At 36.8% G+C, this 14,495-nt stretch carries 15 protein-coding genes; 11 read left to right on the top strand and 4 right to left on the bottom strand.

Going from position 1 to position 14,495, the window contains the following annotated elements; genetic code table 11:
* Positions 1–497 precede the first annotated feature (497 nt).
* Positions 498–1,445, bottom strand: coding sequence for an EamA family transporter (locus MHB58_RS10460; protein WP_340735161.1), 948 nt, complete (start codon positions 1,443–1,445; stop codon positions 498–500).
* A 184-nt stretch (positions 1,446–1,629) separates the two neighbouring features.
* Between MHB58_RS10460 and MHB58_RS10455 the strand changes: the two genes are divergently transcribed.
* The gene (locus tag MHB58_RS10455; RefSeq protein WP_014823716.1) at positions 1,630–2,427 is read left to right on the top strand and encodes an N-acetylmuramoyl-L-alanine amidase; all 798 of its coding nucleotides are present in this window, start codon (positions 1,630–1,632) and stop codon (positions 2,425–2,427) included.
* Between the two features lie 68 nt (positions 2,428–2,495).
* Positions 2,496–3,398 (top strand): stalk domain-containing protein, encoded by a 903-nt coding sequence (locus tag MHB58_RS10450; protein WP_014823717.1) that lies wholly within the window; start codon positions 2,496–2,498, stop codon positions 3,396–3,398.
* Between the two features lie 89 nt (positions 3,399–3,487).
* On the opposite strand, the gene MHB58_RS10445 is transcribed toward MHB58_RS10450, so the two are convergent.
* The gene (locus MHB58_RS10445; RefSeq protein WP_065215854.1) at positions 3,488–4,738 is read right to left on the bottom strand and encodes an MFS transporter; all 1,251 of its coding nucleotides are present in this window, start codon (positions 4,736–4,738) and stop codon (positions 3,488–3,490) included.
* A gap of 192 nt (positions 4,739–4,930) precedes the next feature.
* On the opposite strand from MHB58_RS10445, the gene MHB58_RS10440 reads away from it, so the two are divergent.
* Complete coding sequence (locus tag MHB58_RS10440) at positions 4,931–5,233, top strand: YqhV family protein (protein WP_008403814.1); 303 nt, start codon at positions 4,931–4,933, stop codon at positions 5,231–5,233.
* 52 nt (positions 5,234–5,285) lie between these two features.
* On the opposite strand, the gene MHB58_RS10435 is transcribed toward MHB58_RS10440, so the two are convergent.
* Positions 5,286–6,518, bottom strand: a complete 1,233-nt coding sequence (locus MHB58_RS10435; RefSeq protein WP_014823719.1) for an MFS transporter — start codon at positions 6,516–6,518, stop codon at positions 5,286–5,288.
* A 98-nt stretch (positions 6,519–6,616) separates the two neighbouring features.
* Entirely contained in the window at positions 6,617–7,243 is a 627-nt protein-coding gene (locus MHB58_RS10430; protein WP_014823720.1) for a LysE family transporter, read from the bottom strand.
* A 233-nt stretch (positions 7,244–7,476) separates the two neighbouring features.
* On the opposite strand from MHB58_RS10430, the gene MHB58_RS10425 reads away from it, so the two are divergent.
* The 8 genes from MHB58_RS10425 (at position 7,477) to MHB58_RS10390 (ending at position 14,313) form a co-directional block, all read left to right on the top strand.
* Positions 7,477–7,713: a hypothetical protein gene (locus tag MHB58_RS10425; RefSeq protein ID WP_008403808.1), complete on the top strand. Its 237-nt coding sequence runs from the start codon at positions 7,477–7,479 to the stop codon at positions 7,711–7,713.
* Positions 7,714–8,013: 300 nt separating this feature from the next.
* The gene (locus MHB58_RS10420; protein ID WP_065215855.1) at positions 8,014–9,906 is read left to right on the top strand and encodes an N-acetylmuramoyl-L-alanine amidase; all 1,893 of its coding nucleotides are present in this window, start codon (positions 8,014–8,016) and stop codon (positions 9,904–9,906) included.
* Positions 9,907–10,032: 126 nt separating this feature from the next.
* Positions 10,033–10,479 carry a hypothetical protein gene (locus MHB58_RS10415; protein ID WP_014823722.1) on the top strand — a complete coding sequence of 149 codons (447 nt, stop codon included), beginning with the start codon at positions 10,033–10,035 and terminating at the stop codon, positions 10,477–10,479.
* A 13-nt stretch (positions 10,480–10,492) separates the two neighbouring features.
* Positions 10,493–10,936 (top strand): GyrI-like domain-containing protein, encoded by a 444-nt coding sequence (locus MHB58_RS10410; protein WP_014823723.1) that lies wholly within the window; start codon positions 10,493–10,495, stop codon positions 10,934–10,936.
* A gap of 22 nt (positions 10,937–10,958) precedes the next feature.
* Positions 10,959–11,369, top strand: a complete 411-nt coding sequence (locus MHB58_RS10405; protein ID WP_014823724.1) for a VOC family protein — start codon at positions 10,959–10,961, stop codon at positions 11,367–11,369.
* Positions 11,370–11,585: 216 nt separating this feature from the next.
* Positions 11,586–12,488 (top strand): ABC transporter ATP-binding protein, encoded by a 903-nt coding sequence (locus MHB58_RS10400; protein WP_008403799.1) that lies wholly within the window; start codon positions 11,586–11,588, stop codon positions 12,486–12,488.
* Complete coding sequence (locus MHB58_RS10395; protein WP_232504474.1) at positions 12,472–13,713, top strand: ABC transporter permease; 1,242 nt, start codon at positions 12,472–12,474, stop codon at positions 13,711–13,713. The genes MHB58_RS10400 and MHB58_RS10395 overlap by 17 nt, the downstream gene beginning before the upstream one ends.
* 300 nt (positions 13,714–14,013) lie before the next feature.
* Entirely contained in the window at positions 14,014–14,313 is a 300-nt protein-coding gene (locus MHB58_RS10390) for a hypothetical protein (protein WP_014823726.1), read from the top strand.
* Positions 14,314–14,495: the final 182 nt, after the last annotated feature.

Genomic DNA, 14,495 nt, shown 5'->3' with positions numbered 1-14,495 from the left:
TCTAATATATTGCTGAGCTTCTAATATAATCGATCAATGTTCTAATAAACTATTCCACTGTTCAAATATCCTCCGTAGATTTTCTAATATCACTATCAAAAGTTCCAATATACCAACAGATTGTTCTAATAAACTTCAAAACAACATCGACTTGTCCTCAATCTTGCCAGAAAATTCACCGGAAATCGTACTCCAAATATGGGTTTTCTAATATTCAGGCGAATTGTTCTAATAACCCGTTCAAATTTTCTAATATCCGCTGTAATTGTTCTAATAAAATCAAAACGTCATCAACCAACCTCTAATATTTCCCGGAAATTACACCATGTCTTATCACACACCCGGGTTTTCTAACATTCCTATGAATTGTTCTAATATAACCACGATAACATCTAAAACCCGCTTCCGAATTCTGCGGAAGATTTCGCAATTCCGACAAAGCCTCACAAATAAAAAAGCGCCCGCACACTCAATGCAAGCACTTTCATTATCTAACGTCAATTGTCTTCTACTATCGCATCCTCAACTTTATCCAGATCCTCATCCTTCTGCCGATCCGCCTTCAATGCTATATAGATCATCATCACCAAAATCAACGAAGTTCCGAGCCATTGAAATCCACCGAACGGTTCCTTCAGCCATAACACGGTTGCCAAAACAGCAGTTAGCGGTTCAATATTGCCAAGAAGGCTCGTTTCCTTAGCAGTGAGAGTTTGAAGGCTTTCAATGTAAAACCAGAAAGCGAGCATCGTGCCAAAAATAATCACAATTACTAAATAAACTAATGTTGCGCCAGTCAAAACCGATACATCCACATCCCATGGAGGCTGCACAAAACTCATTGTCAATCCGGCAAGCAGCATCGCCCAGCCGACAACGACAAGTGAGTCGAATCGTTTTAAAAGTGAAATGACATAAAGCGTATAAAACGCAAGGGTCACCCCGGACAATAACCCCCAAAGAATCGCAGGAAGTGGCACGGCAAACGCGGAAAGTGAACCGTTTGTTAATAAAAAGAAGCTTCCGCTAAGAGCTAGCACAATCGTTACTGCATCTTTTTTCGTGAATTTGGATAGGCCACGTACTGTTACCCAAATAATAATCATAACCGGTGCCAAATATTGCAATAATGTTGCTACCGCCGCATTGCCTTCTTTAATCGAGGCCATATATGTGTACTGAACTCCTAGCATTCCTACAATTGCAAAAACGAGTAGGCGGAATGCATCCCGTCTTTCCCGCCAAATCTTGAAAATTTGCCCCTGATCTTTAAATATTGCCTGGGCAATTAAAAGTAGAATTCCAGCAATGACAAGGCGTGTTGATACAAGCCAGCTTACTTCAATGCCAAGAGAAAACAGTTGTTGTGCCATTGTTCCGCCGATTCCCCAGAAAAAACTGCCACTCACAACTAATAAAAATCCAATCATTCGTTTGTTTTTCATGCCTAACCCTCACACATTATGTATAATTACTCCATTGTAACGAATCACTATTCAAAATGCTATACCGTTTTTTCTGCGATCTATTACAACATGTAAAGTGAGGTTTTTATATTAATATAATAAAAATCGAAATGTCCCTTTTTCATTCCGCTATTAGACATATAGATTGAAAAGGAGATGAATTATGATGCTAACTATTAGTGCTGGCCATTACGGAAAGGGGACAGGTGCCTCTGGTTACATGGATGAAGGGGAGGAGACTGTTCTGGTTGTGCAGGAGCTCGGGAATAAATTGCAGCAAAAAGGGATTAAGGTCACTACCATTATCGATAAACAATCTAAAAGCCAGAAACAAAACTTAGCGTATTTAGTTAAGCGGCATAACGCAACAGTACGCGGACTCGATGTCAGCATTCACTTTAATTCCGCACGAATTAAACAGAAAGAAGGAATTGGGACAGAAGTGCTTTATGTGAATCCAACAATTTCTCCGTTTGCGGAAAAGATGAGCTCCGAAATTGCTAAAGCGGGGATGTTTAAAAATCGAGGTGCCAAACACCGTACAAATTTGGCATTTTTAAATGGCACAACGAAAAAGGCCATTATCATAGAAATATGCTTTGTCAATTCCGAGCAGGATGCAAAGTTATACCGATCAAATAAAGACCAAATAATTGAAGGAATAGCCGAGACGTTAAGAAGCTATTTCCTGAAAACCTCACTTCAAATGACAGCAAAACCTTCAACACTGGTAGCACAACCAACTCCAATAACACGAATGGATGCTCAATCAATCACAAGCAGGGCGTTACAGCAAAAAGTGGAAGAAATTTTTAATGATAAAGAAGCAGTACGTGAGCAACTTAAACAAGGCATTCGATTAGGGGCATTTCAGCCATTGTGGTTGGAAAAATTCGATTGTGGTACATTAACGTTATATGATTATATCGCACTTACAGCATTGCTATATCAAAAAAAATAACTAGAACGTGTAACCTTTTTTCCTTTAAATCGACTAATGTAGTGAAATTACCGAAAGGATGGAATGATATGAAAAAAATTGCACCATTAGCATTATCTGTACTCTTACTCGGAACCGTATCTGCTTATGCTGAGCAGCCAACAACTGAAGGGACTGAGCAAGTGGAAAAAGCAGGGACATTTATCCAGCACAGAGGGAACATTACAGCAGTCGAGCAGCGGGAAAATGCCCAATTATTTACGGTTGATCAAGATGACAATGTGTTCAACTTCTATGTAGATGACAAAACACTTGTTTTTGATGAACATGGCAATGAAGTTAAACTGAAAATTGGTGATACGATTTCATTATCCATTTATGCAGATCAGCCGATGATCTTAATTTATCCGCCGCAATATGCACCACCAGTCGTCATTGTTGAAAAGGACGATACAGCCAACTCAGTTAAGGTAGCGCAATTTGATGAAAACTTCTTAAGTGACGACGGACAATTAAAGCTGAATTTAAATGAGGAATCAGTCATTATCAACACTAAAGGCGAAAAAGTGCCTGCGAAGGAATTGCAAAACTACAACGCGATTGTATTTTACGGTCCTACAACAAGGAGTATTCCAGCACAGACAGCACCTGAAAAAATTGTTGTGTTCCCTAAACTTGAAGAAGAAGTAGTAAACCCTGAAATCGCACCTGAAATACAGGCGATAATAGGTGAAGACTATAAAGAAGTCGATGGCAAAATCATGGTGCCGTTACGAATGGTTGCAGAAGAGTTTGACTTCAAAGTTGCCTCAACAGGAAATGGCGCAATCATCTCAAAAGGTGCATTGTCTTACACAATTACACGTGGAGAGACAAAATATGGCCATAATCGTGCATTAAAACATTTTGACGTTGCACCAGCATTATTGGAAAAGAACAAAACATATGTAGAATATGATTTTGTGAAAGAGTTGCTGAACCACATTAAATAATTTTATGGGCTAAAATTCATTCCTTACGTGAATTTTAGTCTTTTTTTGCATGAAAAAGGTGCTTTGAATTTAAATCAAAGCACCCTATTTTAGTTGACCGAACGAGGCTGTTTCTTTATTAGAATTACAAATAAACTTGCCATTACGCAGCAAACGCCGGCCATAAAAAATGCCCAAGTATATGTATTAAAATAGGAATAAAGCATACCTCCACCATAGGCAGCAGTTGCAGCACCTACTTGGTGGGAAGCAAAAATCCATCCGTAAATAATTGCGCTTTTATGTACTCCAAAAATTTGTCTTGAAAGATTGATGGTCGGCGGTACCGTTGCCACCCAATCCAACCCGTAAAACACAGAAAAAACAAGAATCCAAGTCAGATTGCCCTCCATTAACGCAAAAGGCAGCAAGACAAGTGAAGCGCCTCTAAATAGATAATACCAAAACAGAAGCCAGCGATTATCAATACGATCGGAAAGCCAACCGGAAAGTGTCGTTCCTACCATATTAAAAACACCCATAAAAGAGAGCAAGGAAGCCGCAGTCACGATAGGGATTCCGAAACTAATGCAATAGGAAATAAAATGTGTCCCAACAAGCCCGTTTGTTGAAAAGCCACAGAAAAAGAAACTCCCTGCCAATAACCAAAATTCTTTAGCGCGTATAGCATCAGCTAACCCTTTAAAAGCAATTACAATTGGATTGCCTTTTGATTGGTCGTGCACGACCTCTATATCCTCTGTCTGTCCATATGGAAGGATACCGATTTCTTTAGGTGTGTTTCTCATGAATAAGAAGATGATGAAAAACATTACTACGCTAATCGTTATAATTAAACCAACTGCCCAACGCCACGAGTAATTTTCGATAATAGTGGCTAAGACAGGGAGCAGTATTAACTGACCCATTGCAGTACTCGCGGTTAAAATCCCTGTCGCAAGTCCTCTTTTTTCTTTAAACCAATGATTCGCTACATATGGACTTAAAACGGTTAAAAACAGACTGGAACCAAGTCCGATAATAGCGCCCCAAATAATGATCAATTGCCATGATTGATTCATGAGGAAAATTAAAAGAAGGCCAATCAGTAATGTCCCCATAGAAGCAAGCATCATTTTCTTTAGTCCGAATTTCTGGAGTAATGCAGCCATGAATGGACCTGCAAATCCGTAGAAAAATAAACTGATTCCAAAGGCTAGGGAAATCACCTGACGATTCCAGCCAAACTCTTGTTCAAATGGAGTTAAGAAAACTCCGGATGATGCCATCGCTATTCCGGCGGCAATTATGGAGCAAAAAGATATAGCAAGAATAATCCAGCTATAGTGTATTTTTTTCAACTAAACACCGCCTTCATTTACTATATTTTAATTTTAAATAGAAATAGTTCGTATGTAAATTGAATTTAATTATATTTTCAAAATAGTTTTAAAAATTAGCCTATACTTGGGTTTTATAGATCCACCATTATCTTAGATATTATAGAATTGGGAAAAGTGTCTGTATAAATATATTTCTAGGGTTAGTTGCATATGTTAGGTAACAATACTAGCAAGGATGTGTTTACATTTATGGATAAAGCACTCATTATTATCATTGCTTTAAGAATTATGTCCGGAAGTATAGAGTTAACGGCTGCTGCATTAATGTTTAAATTCAATGATTTAGAAAAAGCTTTTTATATTAATACGCTACTTGCCCTAGTCGGACCGGTCGTCTTAATTGTGACAACAGCACTAGCATTGCTTGGACTTGCAGAAAAAATTTCTCTTACACGTATAATTTGTCTTTTCTGTGGGATTTCCCTAATTCTGTTTAGTTTAAAATCCGCATGAAAATATCCCATAAAAAAGGACCTATGCAGCTGTTGCTGTTAGGTCCATATTTTTATGCTGGTTCTTTTGATTTTCCGATTTCATCAACTTTAATGAACTTGAACACAAACAATAAAAGAATTAATCCTAATATTCCTGCAGTGATATAGCTAATATTGAGATAGTTTTTCATGACGAGTGACATAATAGGCGGACCTGCTGCAACACCGATAAATCTGGCAGAGCTATAAAATGAAGAAACAGTACCGCGTAATTCTTTTCTTATATTATCTGTAATAATGGTGTCTAGAGCAGGCAATAATGCGCCAATAGCTATTCCCACGATACTTGTTACAATCAACAGGAGAATTAGTTTTTTGCTTGTGTATCCAACAAAGACAATGCTGATAGACATTGCAATCAAGGAGACCACTATAATTTTCTTTATTCTTGATAAATCTCCTTTAATTTTCCGACCGGAAATATAGGAAGAAATGCAAAGCAGTAAAAGTGGGATAGCCAGTACAAAACCTTTCTTAATCCCTTTAATATCATGAACCTTTTCCAGGTTTTCTGATAAGAAAAATAACATACTGAATAATATAAGCATAACAAGGACTCCATTAAGGAATACGGTATACAACCATCTTCCTTCATCCTTGAAAACTTCTTTCGTATTACGTATAAATTGCTTGAATTTTAAAGGTTCATCCTTATCTTTAGGTACTTTTACAAAGAAAAATATAAGTGCAATGGAAATTAGGCTGAGTGCAGAGATAGAAAAGAAGGGAAGAAACCATAAAATAGCAGCAAATACTGAGCCTAATATAGGACTCAACACTTTTCCGAACGTATTAGAAGTTTCTATTATCCCTAAAGTTGAGCTGATTTTCTCATCATCATCTTGATAAAGGTCACCTACAAGAGGCAAAACGATTGGCATGGCTCCAGCTGCACCAATACCTTGAATAATTCTGCCTATAATAATCATTGTGTACGGGTCATCCATCTTCCATGAAGCGAAACCGGCGATCAGACCTCCGATTAAAGCTAATATTAGACTTGGTAATATTACGACTTTTCGGCCAAAGCGATCGGATAAATAGCCTGCTACCGGAATGAGAAAAATGGCTGCGACTGAATAGCTAGTAATAATCATACTCGACTGAAATGATGTGATCCCGACTTTGTCTTCTAATATGGGGAGCACAGGAATAAGCATTGAATTTCCTAAAGTCATGATGAGCGGGATAGAAGTCAAACTAACAATACACCATATACTTACATGATCCTTATTTTTATCCATTACCACACCTCGACTAATTTTGTTTTTCTATTTATTAAGGTATGGTTTCCTTTCGTGTTCATTTTATACACTCGGCTAATTGTGTAAATTACTCCAATTCAGAATAACAATTGAAAAGCATGCTTTCCAAAGTAGATTCCAAATCCGATCATAAATATAGATGAAATAACGGTTACAGTTTTTAACAGATTAATGGATAATAACTTACGGGCAATACTGGATAAGGATGAATAAAGAAAATCTACGAAAATAATGCCAAGTAAAATGGCTCCACTAATTAGTATGATGTCCAATCCTGTAGCGATTCCTGCTGTTTTCGCGAGGATAGAGCCATAAATTCCTAGCCAAAAAAGAATTGTTATTGGATTTAACAATGACATTAACAATCCAGCTAATAACGAATGTCTTAATCTAACTATTTTGCCGGTTTTAGAGTTCATTTCAATTTTATGTAGAGTGAGTAAGCTTTCTATCCCTGTATACAAAAGAACGAAGCACCCAAAAGACCATAGTATTGTTTGCAATAATAAAGAATCAATAAATTTCCCAACTCCAAAATAAACGACGAACATGTATACAATATCAGTAGTTAAGGCACCAAGACTAAAAAACCAGGCATGAAAAAAACCGTTCTTTAAACCTGTATTTAATAGGACGTTCTTAACAGGTCCAAATGTAGCGGCCATAGTTATGCCTAAAAAAATATAGGTAAAAATTGAATTCATGAATTATCCCCCATTAATTGCATATTTGTGCATTTTATTCGAAAGTAAGGATTTTTAGGACTAGTAATAGCCAAAGCTGGTTATTTATTTTGGAGGGCACTGTAATTAAGGGGGAAGGATCCATCTTTTGTTATTATCTTTAATTTGAACTGGATCCCAATAGATTATTAAATGCATTTATTGTTATAATTTTAAAGTAATGAAGAAATTAAAATCATAGGGAGGCACTCATTATGCAATTGGACAAAAATATGCAGGAAATGTTTTCAAACTTCATTTTACAACGCGTAAAAGAGGATAAGGTGGAGGAAGCAAAAGCATTACTTGCTGAAAACTTTAAAAAGCAAGATGAAGGTACTTTTACAAAAGATGATATCGAACAGTTTGTTCCGAAGATGATGGACTATTTAAAACCGGAAAAAATAGAAGAGATTCGAGCAATCGCAAAACAATTTTCAATCAATTTCTAAAAAATAATGACAAATTCATAAAAAATTTATAGATTTATAAAGGATCCGTTTGTTCGAAATATTACGAACTGGATTCTTTTTTTATCCTATAAAAAACACCGACAATTCGCTCTATTACAACAATGCTAAATAGATTATTTACCCTTTACTACTACCTTACAAACCTAAATTATTATACTATGTAATCTTTTTGTAACTAGACTGTAACAAGATTTTGACATTAAATATGGATTTACCTCTATTTTTTTCCGGTTTTGTACTATACAATGAGGGGGACAGCTTATGAAAGGATAGGGAACAATGAATCAAAAATTGATTACATTGGTTGTTGCAATCTTCCTCGTTTGTACACTAGCTGTTACACCGACATCAGCTAAAGTAGTATTTGCAGATGTTGCGACAACCGATGCCACTTACGATGAGATCCAGTATTTAATTAGCCTAGGGGCGATTAAAGGATATCAAGAAAAGGGCAAAACGTACTACAAACCCAACATGAGTGTGACGCGTGCACAAGCTGCGAAAATGGCGGTTATAGCTGCAGGTAAAAGTCCACTAAAAGTAAGTAATTCCTCGTACACTGATGTTAAAGTCGGGACTGAACAATCGACATACATCGAACGTGCACGTCAACTTGGATTATTTACTAAAACATCAGGGAAATTTTCTCCTAATGCCACTTTGTCTCGTGAAGAAATGAGTCACGTTTTATCAATCGCATTTAATTTAAATGTAAGTGACTATAAGGATTTACCGGTGTACTTCCCAGATGTATCGAGTTCGAATACATATGCTCCGTATATTAAAGCAATCTACTATAATGGGATTACAAAAGGTAGTGACGGCAAATATATGCCGAAGGGCTCGGTTACACGAGCACAGTTTGCATCATTTATTGCGCGAGCAAAAAGCGATGAATTCCGACTAGCCTTACCCGAACACCTTGATTCAGTTGATCCGACACAAGTAATTGGTCTTGTATCAGTAACAACAGATGGCTTAAATGTTCGTACAAAGCCGACAACATCAAGTGCAGTGATTGGCAGAGTAAATACGGGTGGTAAGTTATCGGTGTATGCTGTTGAAGGTAATTGGTTAAAAGTTTCTTATCAAGGTTATTACGGTTATATCAGTAAATCATATGCCAAATTCCTTGAACAAGACGGCAGTGCCATTGGACCATCAATTAAAGCTGTCAAGACAAATACAATTATAAATCTGTATTACAAACCGACATCGTCATCGAAAAAAATTAAACAAATTTCAGCCGGGTCAACATTGTCAGTCTATAAAGAAATTGACGGTTATTATTTAACAACTGTAGGTGGAATTCCAGGCTATATTGTAAAAAATAGCACAACGGATGTTGGTGGTTCAAGTGTGAATCCGCCACCATCAGAAACGGATTCCGACAATAACGATCCTGTCGTTACATCCGGCACAACAGGTAAGGTAACGGTTGCAAGTTTAAACATGCGCAAATCGGCTTCAGGATCATCAGCGACAATTAAAAAGTTATCAAAAGGATCAGTAATTGCGGTTCATTCCATTGATGGCTATTGGGCAAAAGTGACAGCGGGCAAAGATACAGGATATGTGCACAAATCGTATATTAAACTAGTAAACGAAAAAGGCAGCCCTATCAAAGACCGTATTATTATTTTAGACCCAGGGCACGGTGGGAAAGATCCAGGTGCTGTGAACTCAGGTAGTACGGAAAAAGCGATCGTTTTAAAAGTAGGTAATCTTGTCAAACAAAAACTTGAAGCAAACGGCGCAAAAGTATTTACTACACGTTCAGGAGATACGTATCCATCCCTTCAGGAACGCGTGAAATTTACAAAGGACAAGTTCGGTGAAGTTTATGTAAGCATTCACGTAAATTCAGCGACATCTACAAGTGCGAAAGGTACGGAAACGTATTACAGCATTACAACAGGTGACCAGTATGAAGAGGATAAAAAGCTTGCGACGTATATCAATAATGAAATCGTCAAAAATGCGGATATGAAAAACCGAGGGGTAAAAGAAGCACAGTATTATGTGACACGCAATATGATCATTCCTTCTGTATTAGTCGAACTTGGGTTCATCTCAAATGCAGAAGACCGTAAAAAATTAATCAATGACAAGTATGTAGAAATCTATGCACAATCTATTTATAACGGGATTGTTGATTACTACAGAAAATAAGTACGCTGTTCAATGGCTTAGTTCTTTCACAAGGACTAAGCCATTTTTTCTTGCTCAAATTAATATTTATAATCTAGAAAAATATGGTAAAATTATTTAAAATAAAATTGTTTGGAGGAGGATGAAATGAAGCAGTCGATAAAAATAATCCTGTCAATCGCTATTGTTTTAGGTATTTATTATATATGGAATCAATATGAAATGCACCAGATTTCTAAAGAGTTGAATGAAGTGAGTTTTGTGGATAGCAGAGATTTAACAAAGGTCACAGTTGCTAAATATCCATCAAATGATTCTTCTGTTTCTTATAATATGGATGAAGTAAAAGAGCTTTACCGCCTGCTTGAAACGATGCCAACCGAGTCGGTACGTAAAGGAAAAGAAACAACTTCTAACTATCAAATTAAATTCTCTGATCAAGCACTTATGAAATCGATCACTTATACGATTTACGACAACGATATTGTAAAGCGGGAACAAGATGCAACAGGAGTCATGACAAGCGGCTATCTAAAATTGAAAGAACCATTTGATCGTACATTGCTGGAAGAGTGGATTAAAAAATATGAATAGAGCGGTGATGTAAATGACGTTCAAAATGATAAAAAAAGAGTTCAAGTTGGTTGGCTTAAAGGGTAGTGGGGAGTATCAAAACTTTGGAAGTGAAGTACCATTGCTTGCAAAACGGTTATTAAGCCGTTCTGATGAGATCGACTACCAGATTGAAAGTGAAATCGCATTGTTTGAACCTAAAAAGAGTGACGAACATAAAACGGGCAATTTCTTTGTAGGACTAATCGTTCGCGGGAAAGTGAATAAAATCCCGGCAGGAATGGATTATTTAGAGACGAATAACCATTATATTACGACAAGAGGGAACATAATGGAGCTGGAAAAACTTCATGAAAATTTGCTGAATTGGGGAACAGTGCAAGGTTATAAAAGAGATCTTGATTCTTATATTATCGAAATATATCATCCTGTTAGTGAAGGGGAAGAAGTTGAAATCTACTTACCAATCATTGCTTAGAACTGGACTCGGGGGGACAAAAATGGGTGGAAAATTAGTGAGAGTAGGAACAACTTACATACCGGTAGCGGATGTGGAACGATCTTCTGAATGGTATGTGAAAAACTTGGAAGCGACTTTAAATTATAAAGACAAAGATAAAGCCATTTTAAACTTTGCAAATCAAAGTTTCTTTCTAGTACATTCAAAGGAGAATGAAAGTGCCAATTTTATAGACAAATACGGAAAGGAGTGTTTCTCAATTACATTCGAAGTTGATGGATTCCAGGCGTTAGAGGCATTGCATCATGATTTTAAGCAAATCGGAGTAAAAGTCGGTGAAATTGAAAATCGGGGACATGCTGGAAAGAATTTTATTTTTTATGATTTGGACGGAAATCAATTCGATGTTTGGAGTGAACTGAGCCCTGCTTTTAAAGGGAAATTAATTTAACGCCTTAACGAAACTTAGTAAGGGTGTATTTCTTGCTAAGTTTTTTCATAATAATGAATCTTTTCTTCGTCTGTTTCGTACATAAACATAGTGGCGGATGAAATTGATTAGTATTTTTATAAGCAGTGCACATACATAAATTTTTTAATTATTCAATAATTGTAATAATTACTATATAATGGAATTCGCTAGTTCTTAAAAACAGGAGGTACGCTCATGGTGTTACAACTGAAAGATGTGACGAAACGCTATCGTGATTTTGTTGCAGTAAATCGATTGAACTTTACAATTGAAAAAGGTGAAATATTCGGTTTGATCGGGCAAAATGGTGCAGGAAAAACGACTACATTCCGAATGATTCTGGATTTACAGGATACAACAGAAGGTACGATTACATGGGATGGGCAGCCAATCAAATCGGTAAGCCGTGACTTTTTAGGCTATTTACCGGAGGAGCGCGGTATTTTCCCTCAAATGAAAGTGGAAGAGCAACTTTACTTTTTCGGCGAGCTGCACGGTATGGATAAAAACGAGCTGAAAAAAGATATCGACTTTTGGATTGAGCGCTTTGATCTGGAAGAAAAACGACATGTGAAAGCCGAGACGTTATCAAAAGGGAATAAGCAAAAGGTCCAATTAATCGCCAGCTTTATTCATAAACCGGCGTTTTTAATTCTTGATGAACCGTTTAGTGGACTGGACCCGGTAAACATGGAGCTGCTGAAAAATGCAATCCTGTATTTGCGCGACCAAGGAATGACGATTTTATTCTCGAGTCACCAAATGGATAATGTCGAGGAGCTATGTGACCATTTATGTCTACTAAAGCGCGGTGAATCCCTATTTTCAGGCTCGCTGCTTGATCTGAAAAAGCAGTACGGTAAAACAAAACTGACGGTACGTACAGATAAATCCTTTGAAGAATTAAGTAAGTATCCAGGTGTGAATCATGTCAAACTGGAACGGGACTCACAGGCAGTACTGACACTTGAAGACGAATCATATGCACCGGAAATTTTCGAACTGCTTTCAAACGGCAATTATATCGAAAAGTTCAGTTTAGATTATTTATCGCTGCATGAGATTTTCAAAGAGAAAGTAGGTGCCGGTCTTGTCTAAATTTAATGTGCTTATTAAAAAATTATATAAACAAAAAATCACATCAAAATCCTTTATTTTAACAACATTGCTTTATTTAGTAGTGCTAAGCGGTTTTATGTTCTGGTCGGAAATTAAAGACCTCATTTTCTCTGGGGATGCGGATACAATCGCAGTTATCAATGAAACTGATTTTGATATAGCGCAAGTACTGCAAGATTCAGATGATGTGGAATATGTCTATGTTGAAGCGGGTGATGTCAAAGATAAATTGAAGGATGGAGACTATTACGCGGCCTTTACATTATCGGATGCAGATGGCAAGCTGGCGGCAAAAATTGAATCATTTGATCCGCTTCCGCTTAATGATCAGCAAGATTTCCAAAGTTCATTAAGTCAGGCGGGTCAGCTGTATGCGATGAGTCAGATGGAATTATCACCGGAGCAGCAACAGTTATTATTGTCGTCAGAGCCTGTCATTACATTAAATTCACTGAATGAAGCTGCAGATGACGGTAAATCCGCTGAAGAAAAAATGGCGGGCGTTTGGGTTTCGTATGCGATTGGAATTATCATTTATGTTTTTGTCGCATCATATTTATCAATGATTACAACAGATGTTGCTTCGGAAAAAGGGTCACGTGCATTGGAAATGTTATTAGTCAGCGTGAAGCCAGAAGTGCATTTCCGTTCAAAAATTGTCGGAGTATTTTTAGTTGCACTTACACAATTCGTCATACTTTTCGGCGGACTTTTATTACTGCTTCGCTTCTCAGATGGCGGAAGCAAATGGTCAATTGTTACGGATCTGCTTGATTCACTATCGACAAGCTACTTCCTATATATAGTCGGTTTCTTATTCTTAACGATTTTCATGTATTTAATAATCGGCGCATTATTCGGTTCCCTAGTGTCGAAAGTAGAAGAAGCAGGGCAAGTAATGATGCCGGCAATGATGCTGACACTCGTTGGATTCTACGTTATGCTGACAGGTATGGGTAATCCGGATACTATGCTGATCAAAGTATTCTCATACATTCCATTTACTTCAGGAATGGTCATGCCGATGCGTTTAGGTGCAACAGATATGAACGCCATTGAACCAATCATTAGCTTCGTTATTTTAGTTGGAACAGTATTGACACTATACTTCCTGAGTCTGTCATTCTATAAACGAAGTGTATTGACATATTCATCAGGCGGTATTATAGAAAAAATGAAAACCGTATTTAAAGTAACAACGTAACTTTTAAAATATGCTCCTCATTATATGGACAGGAAACCTGTTCATCTTAATGGGGAGTTTTTTCTAATATCTGCTAATAGAAAAGATTAGTGACAGAATAACGGTGAAGTAATGGTTGAACGACAGGTACTCTTATTCCGGAAAACCGGTACTAGAGTTCGTGGATTTTTAGATGCCTAGATAATAGCACTTATTACCTAAATAAATAATAGATATTACTGTACAAGCGCATTTTTTACTCTACTAAGCAGGATTATCATATAAAATGTCGAATTTAGGTAAAAAGGAAGGGGTACTAATATGCATGAGAATAGCGCTGAATATATGAAGGTTAATTTATTTATGACTTATGATGAAATATCAGAATACATATTAGTTATATTTGACAAGCGTGAATTAACTGTCAAGATATTATATTACAAAGGGAAAGATGACGAGATAACTACCATAGATGTAGAGAAATTTGAAGTTGTAGAGAATTTTACAGCTTTAACTATAGAAGATGCGGAGCACAAGTATTCTGAGTGGAATAATGTAAGTGTGGCTGTTCCAATGATTTCAGAATACTTAAATTCGAAATTACTAATCCAAACAGAATAGGGATTAAAATTCCGAACTGAAAAAGTTCCTGAAAAAAATAGTACTTTCAATAGTTCGGGTTAAATGGCTCGTACTTTAGTTAACTTGTAATAAATAAATGGTGGACATATGAGCGTGCATCCAACCTGAGTGATTTAAAATAGCAATACTAGTAAGCGTCAACTCAACATGCGAGTAGCTAT

Origin of the sequence: Solibacillus sp. FSL K6-1554, assembly GCF_038005185.1 — a bacterium.
Classification (GTDB): Bacteria; Bacillota; Bacilli; order Bacillales_A; family Planococcaceae; genus Solibacillus; species Solibacillus silvestris.
Note: the sequence above shows the minus strand (reverse complement) of the source record. Positions and strands in the feature narration are given on the sequence as shown.

Excerpts from the sequence above, each read along its gene's own strand:
- MHB58_RS10460 (WP_340735161.1), bottom strand. The coding sequence starts at position 1,445 with ATGAAAAACAAACGAATGATTGGATTTTTATTAGTTGTGAGTGGCAGT.
- MHB58_RS10455 (WP_014823716.1), top strand. The coding sequence starts at position 1,630 with ATGATGCTAACTATTAGTGCTGGCCATTACGGAAAGGGGACAGGTGCC.
- MHB58_RS10450 (WP_014823717.1), top strand. The coding sequence starts at position 2,496 with ATGAAAAAAATTGCACCATTAGCATTATCTGTACTCTTACTCGGAACC.
- MHB58_RS10440 (WP_008403814.1), top strand. The coding sequence starts at position 4,931 with ATGTTAGGTAACAATACTAGCAAGGATGTGTTTACATTTATGGATAAA.
- MHB58_RS10435 (WP_014823719.1), bottom strand. The coding sequence starts at position 6,518 with ATGGATAAAAATAAGGATCATGTAAGTATATGGTGTATTGTTAGTTTG.
- MHB58_RS10430 (WP_014823720.1), bottom strand. The coding sequence starts at position 7,243 with ATGAATTCAATTTTTACCTATATTTTTTTAGGCATAACTATGGCCGCT.
- MHB58_RS10425 (WP_008403808.1), top strand. The coding sequence starts at position 7,477 with ATGCAATTGGACAAAAATATGCAGGAAATGTTTTCAAACTTCATTTTA.
- MHB58_RS10420 (WP_065215855.1), top strand. The coding sequence starts at position 8,014 with ATGAATCAAAAATTGATTACATTGGTTGTTGCAATCTTCCTCGTTTGT.
- MHB58_RS10415 (WP_014823722.1), top strand. The coding sequence starts at position 10,033 with ATGAAGCAGTCGATAAAAATAATCCTGTCAATCGCTATTGTTTTAGGT.
- MHB58_RS10410 (WP_014823723.1), top strand. The coding sequence starts at position 10,493 with ATGACGTTCAAAATGATAAAAAAAGAGTTCAAGTTGGTTGGCTTAAAG.
- MHB58_RS10405 (WP_014823724.1), top strand. The coding sequence starts at position 10,959 with ATGGGTGGAAAATTAGTGAGAGTAGGAACAACTTACATACCGGTAGCG.
- MHB58_RS10400 (WP_008403799.1), top strand. The coding sequence starts at position 11,586 with ATGGTGTTACAACTGAAAGATGTGACGAAACGCTATCGTGATTTTGTT.
- MHB58_RS10390 (WP_014823726.1), top strand. The coding sequence starts at position 14,014 with ATGCATGAGAATAGCGCTGAATATATGAAGGTTAATTTATTTATGACT.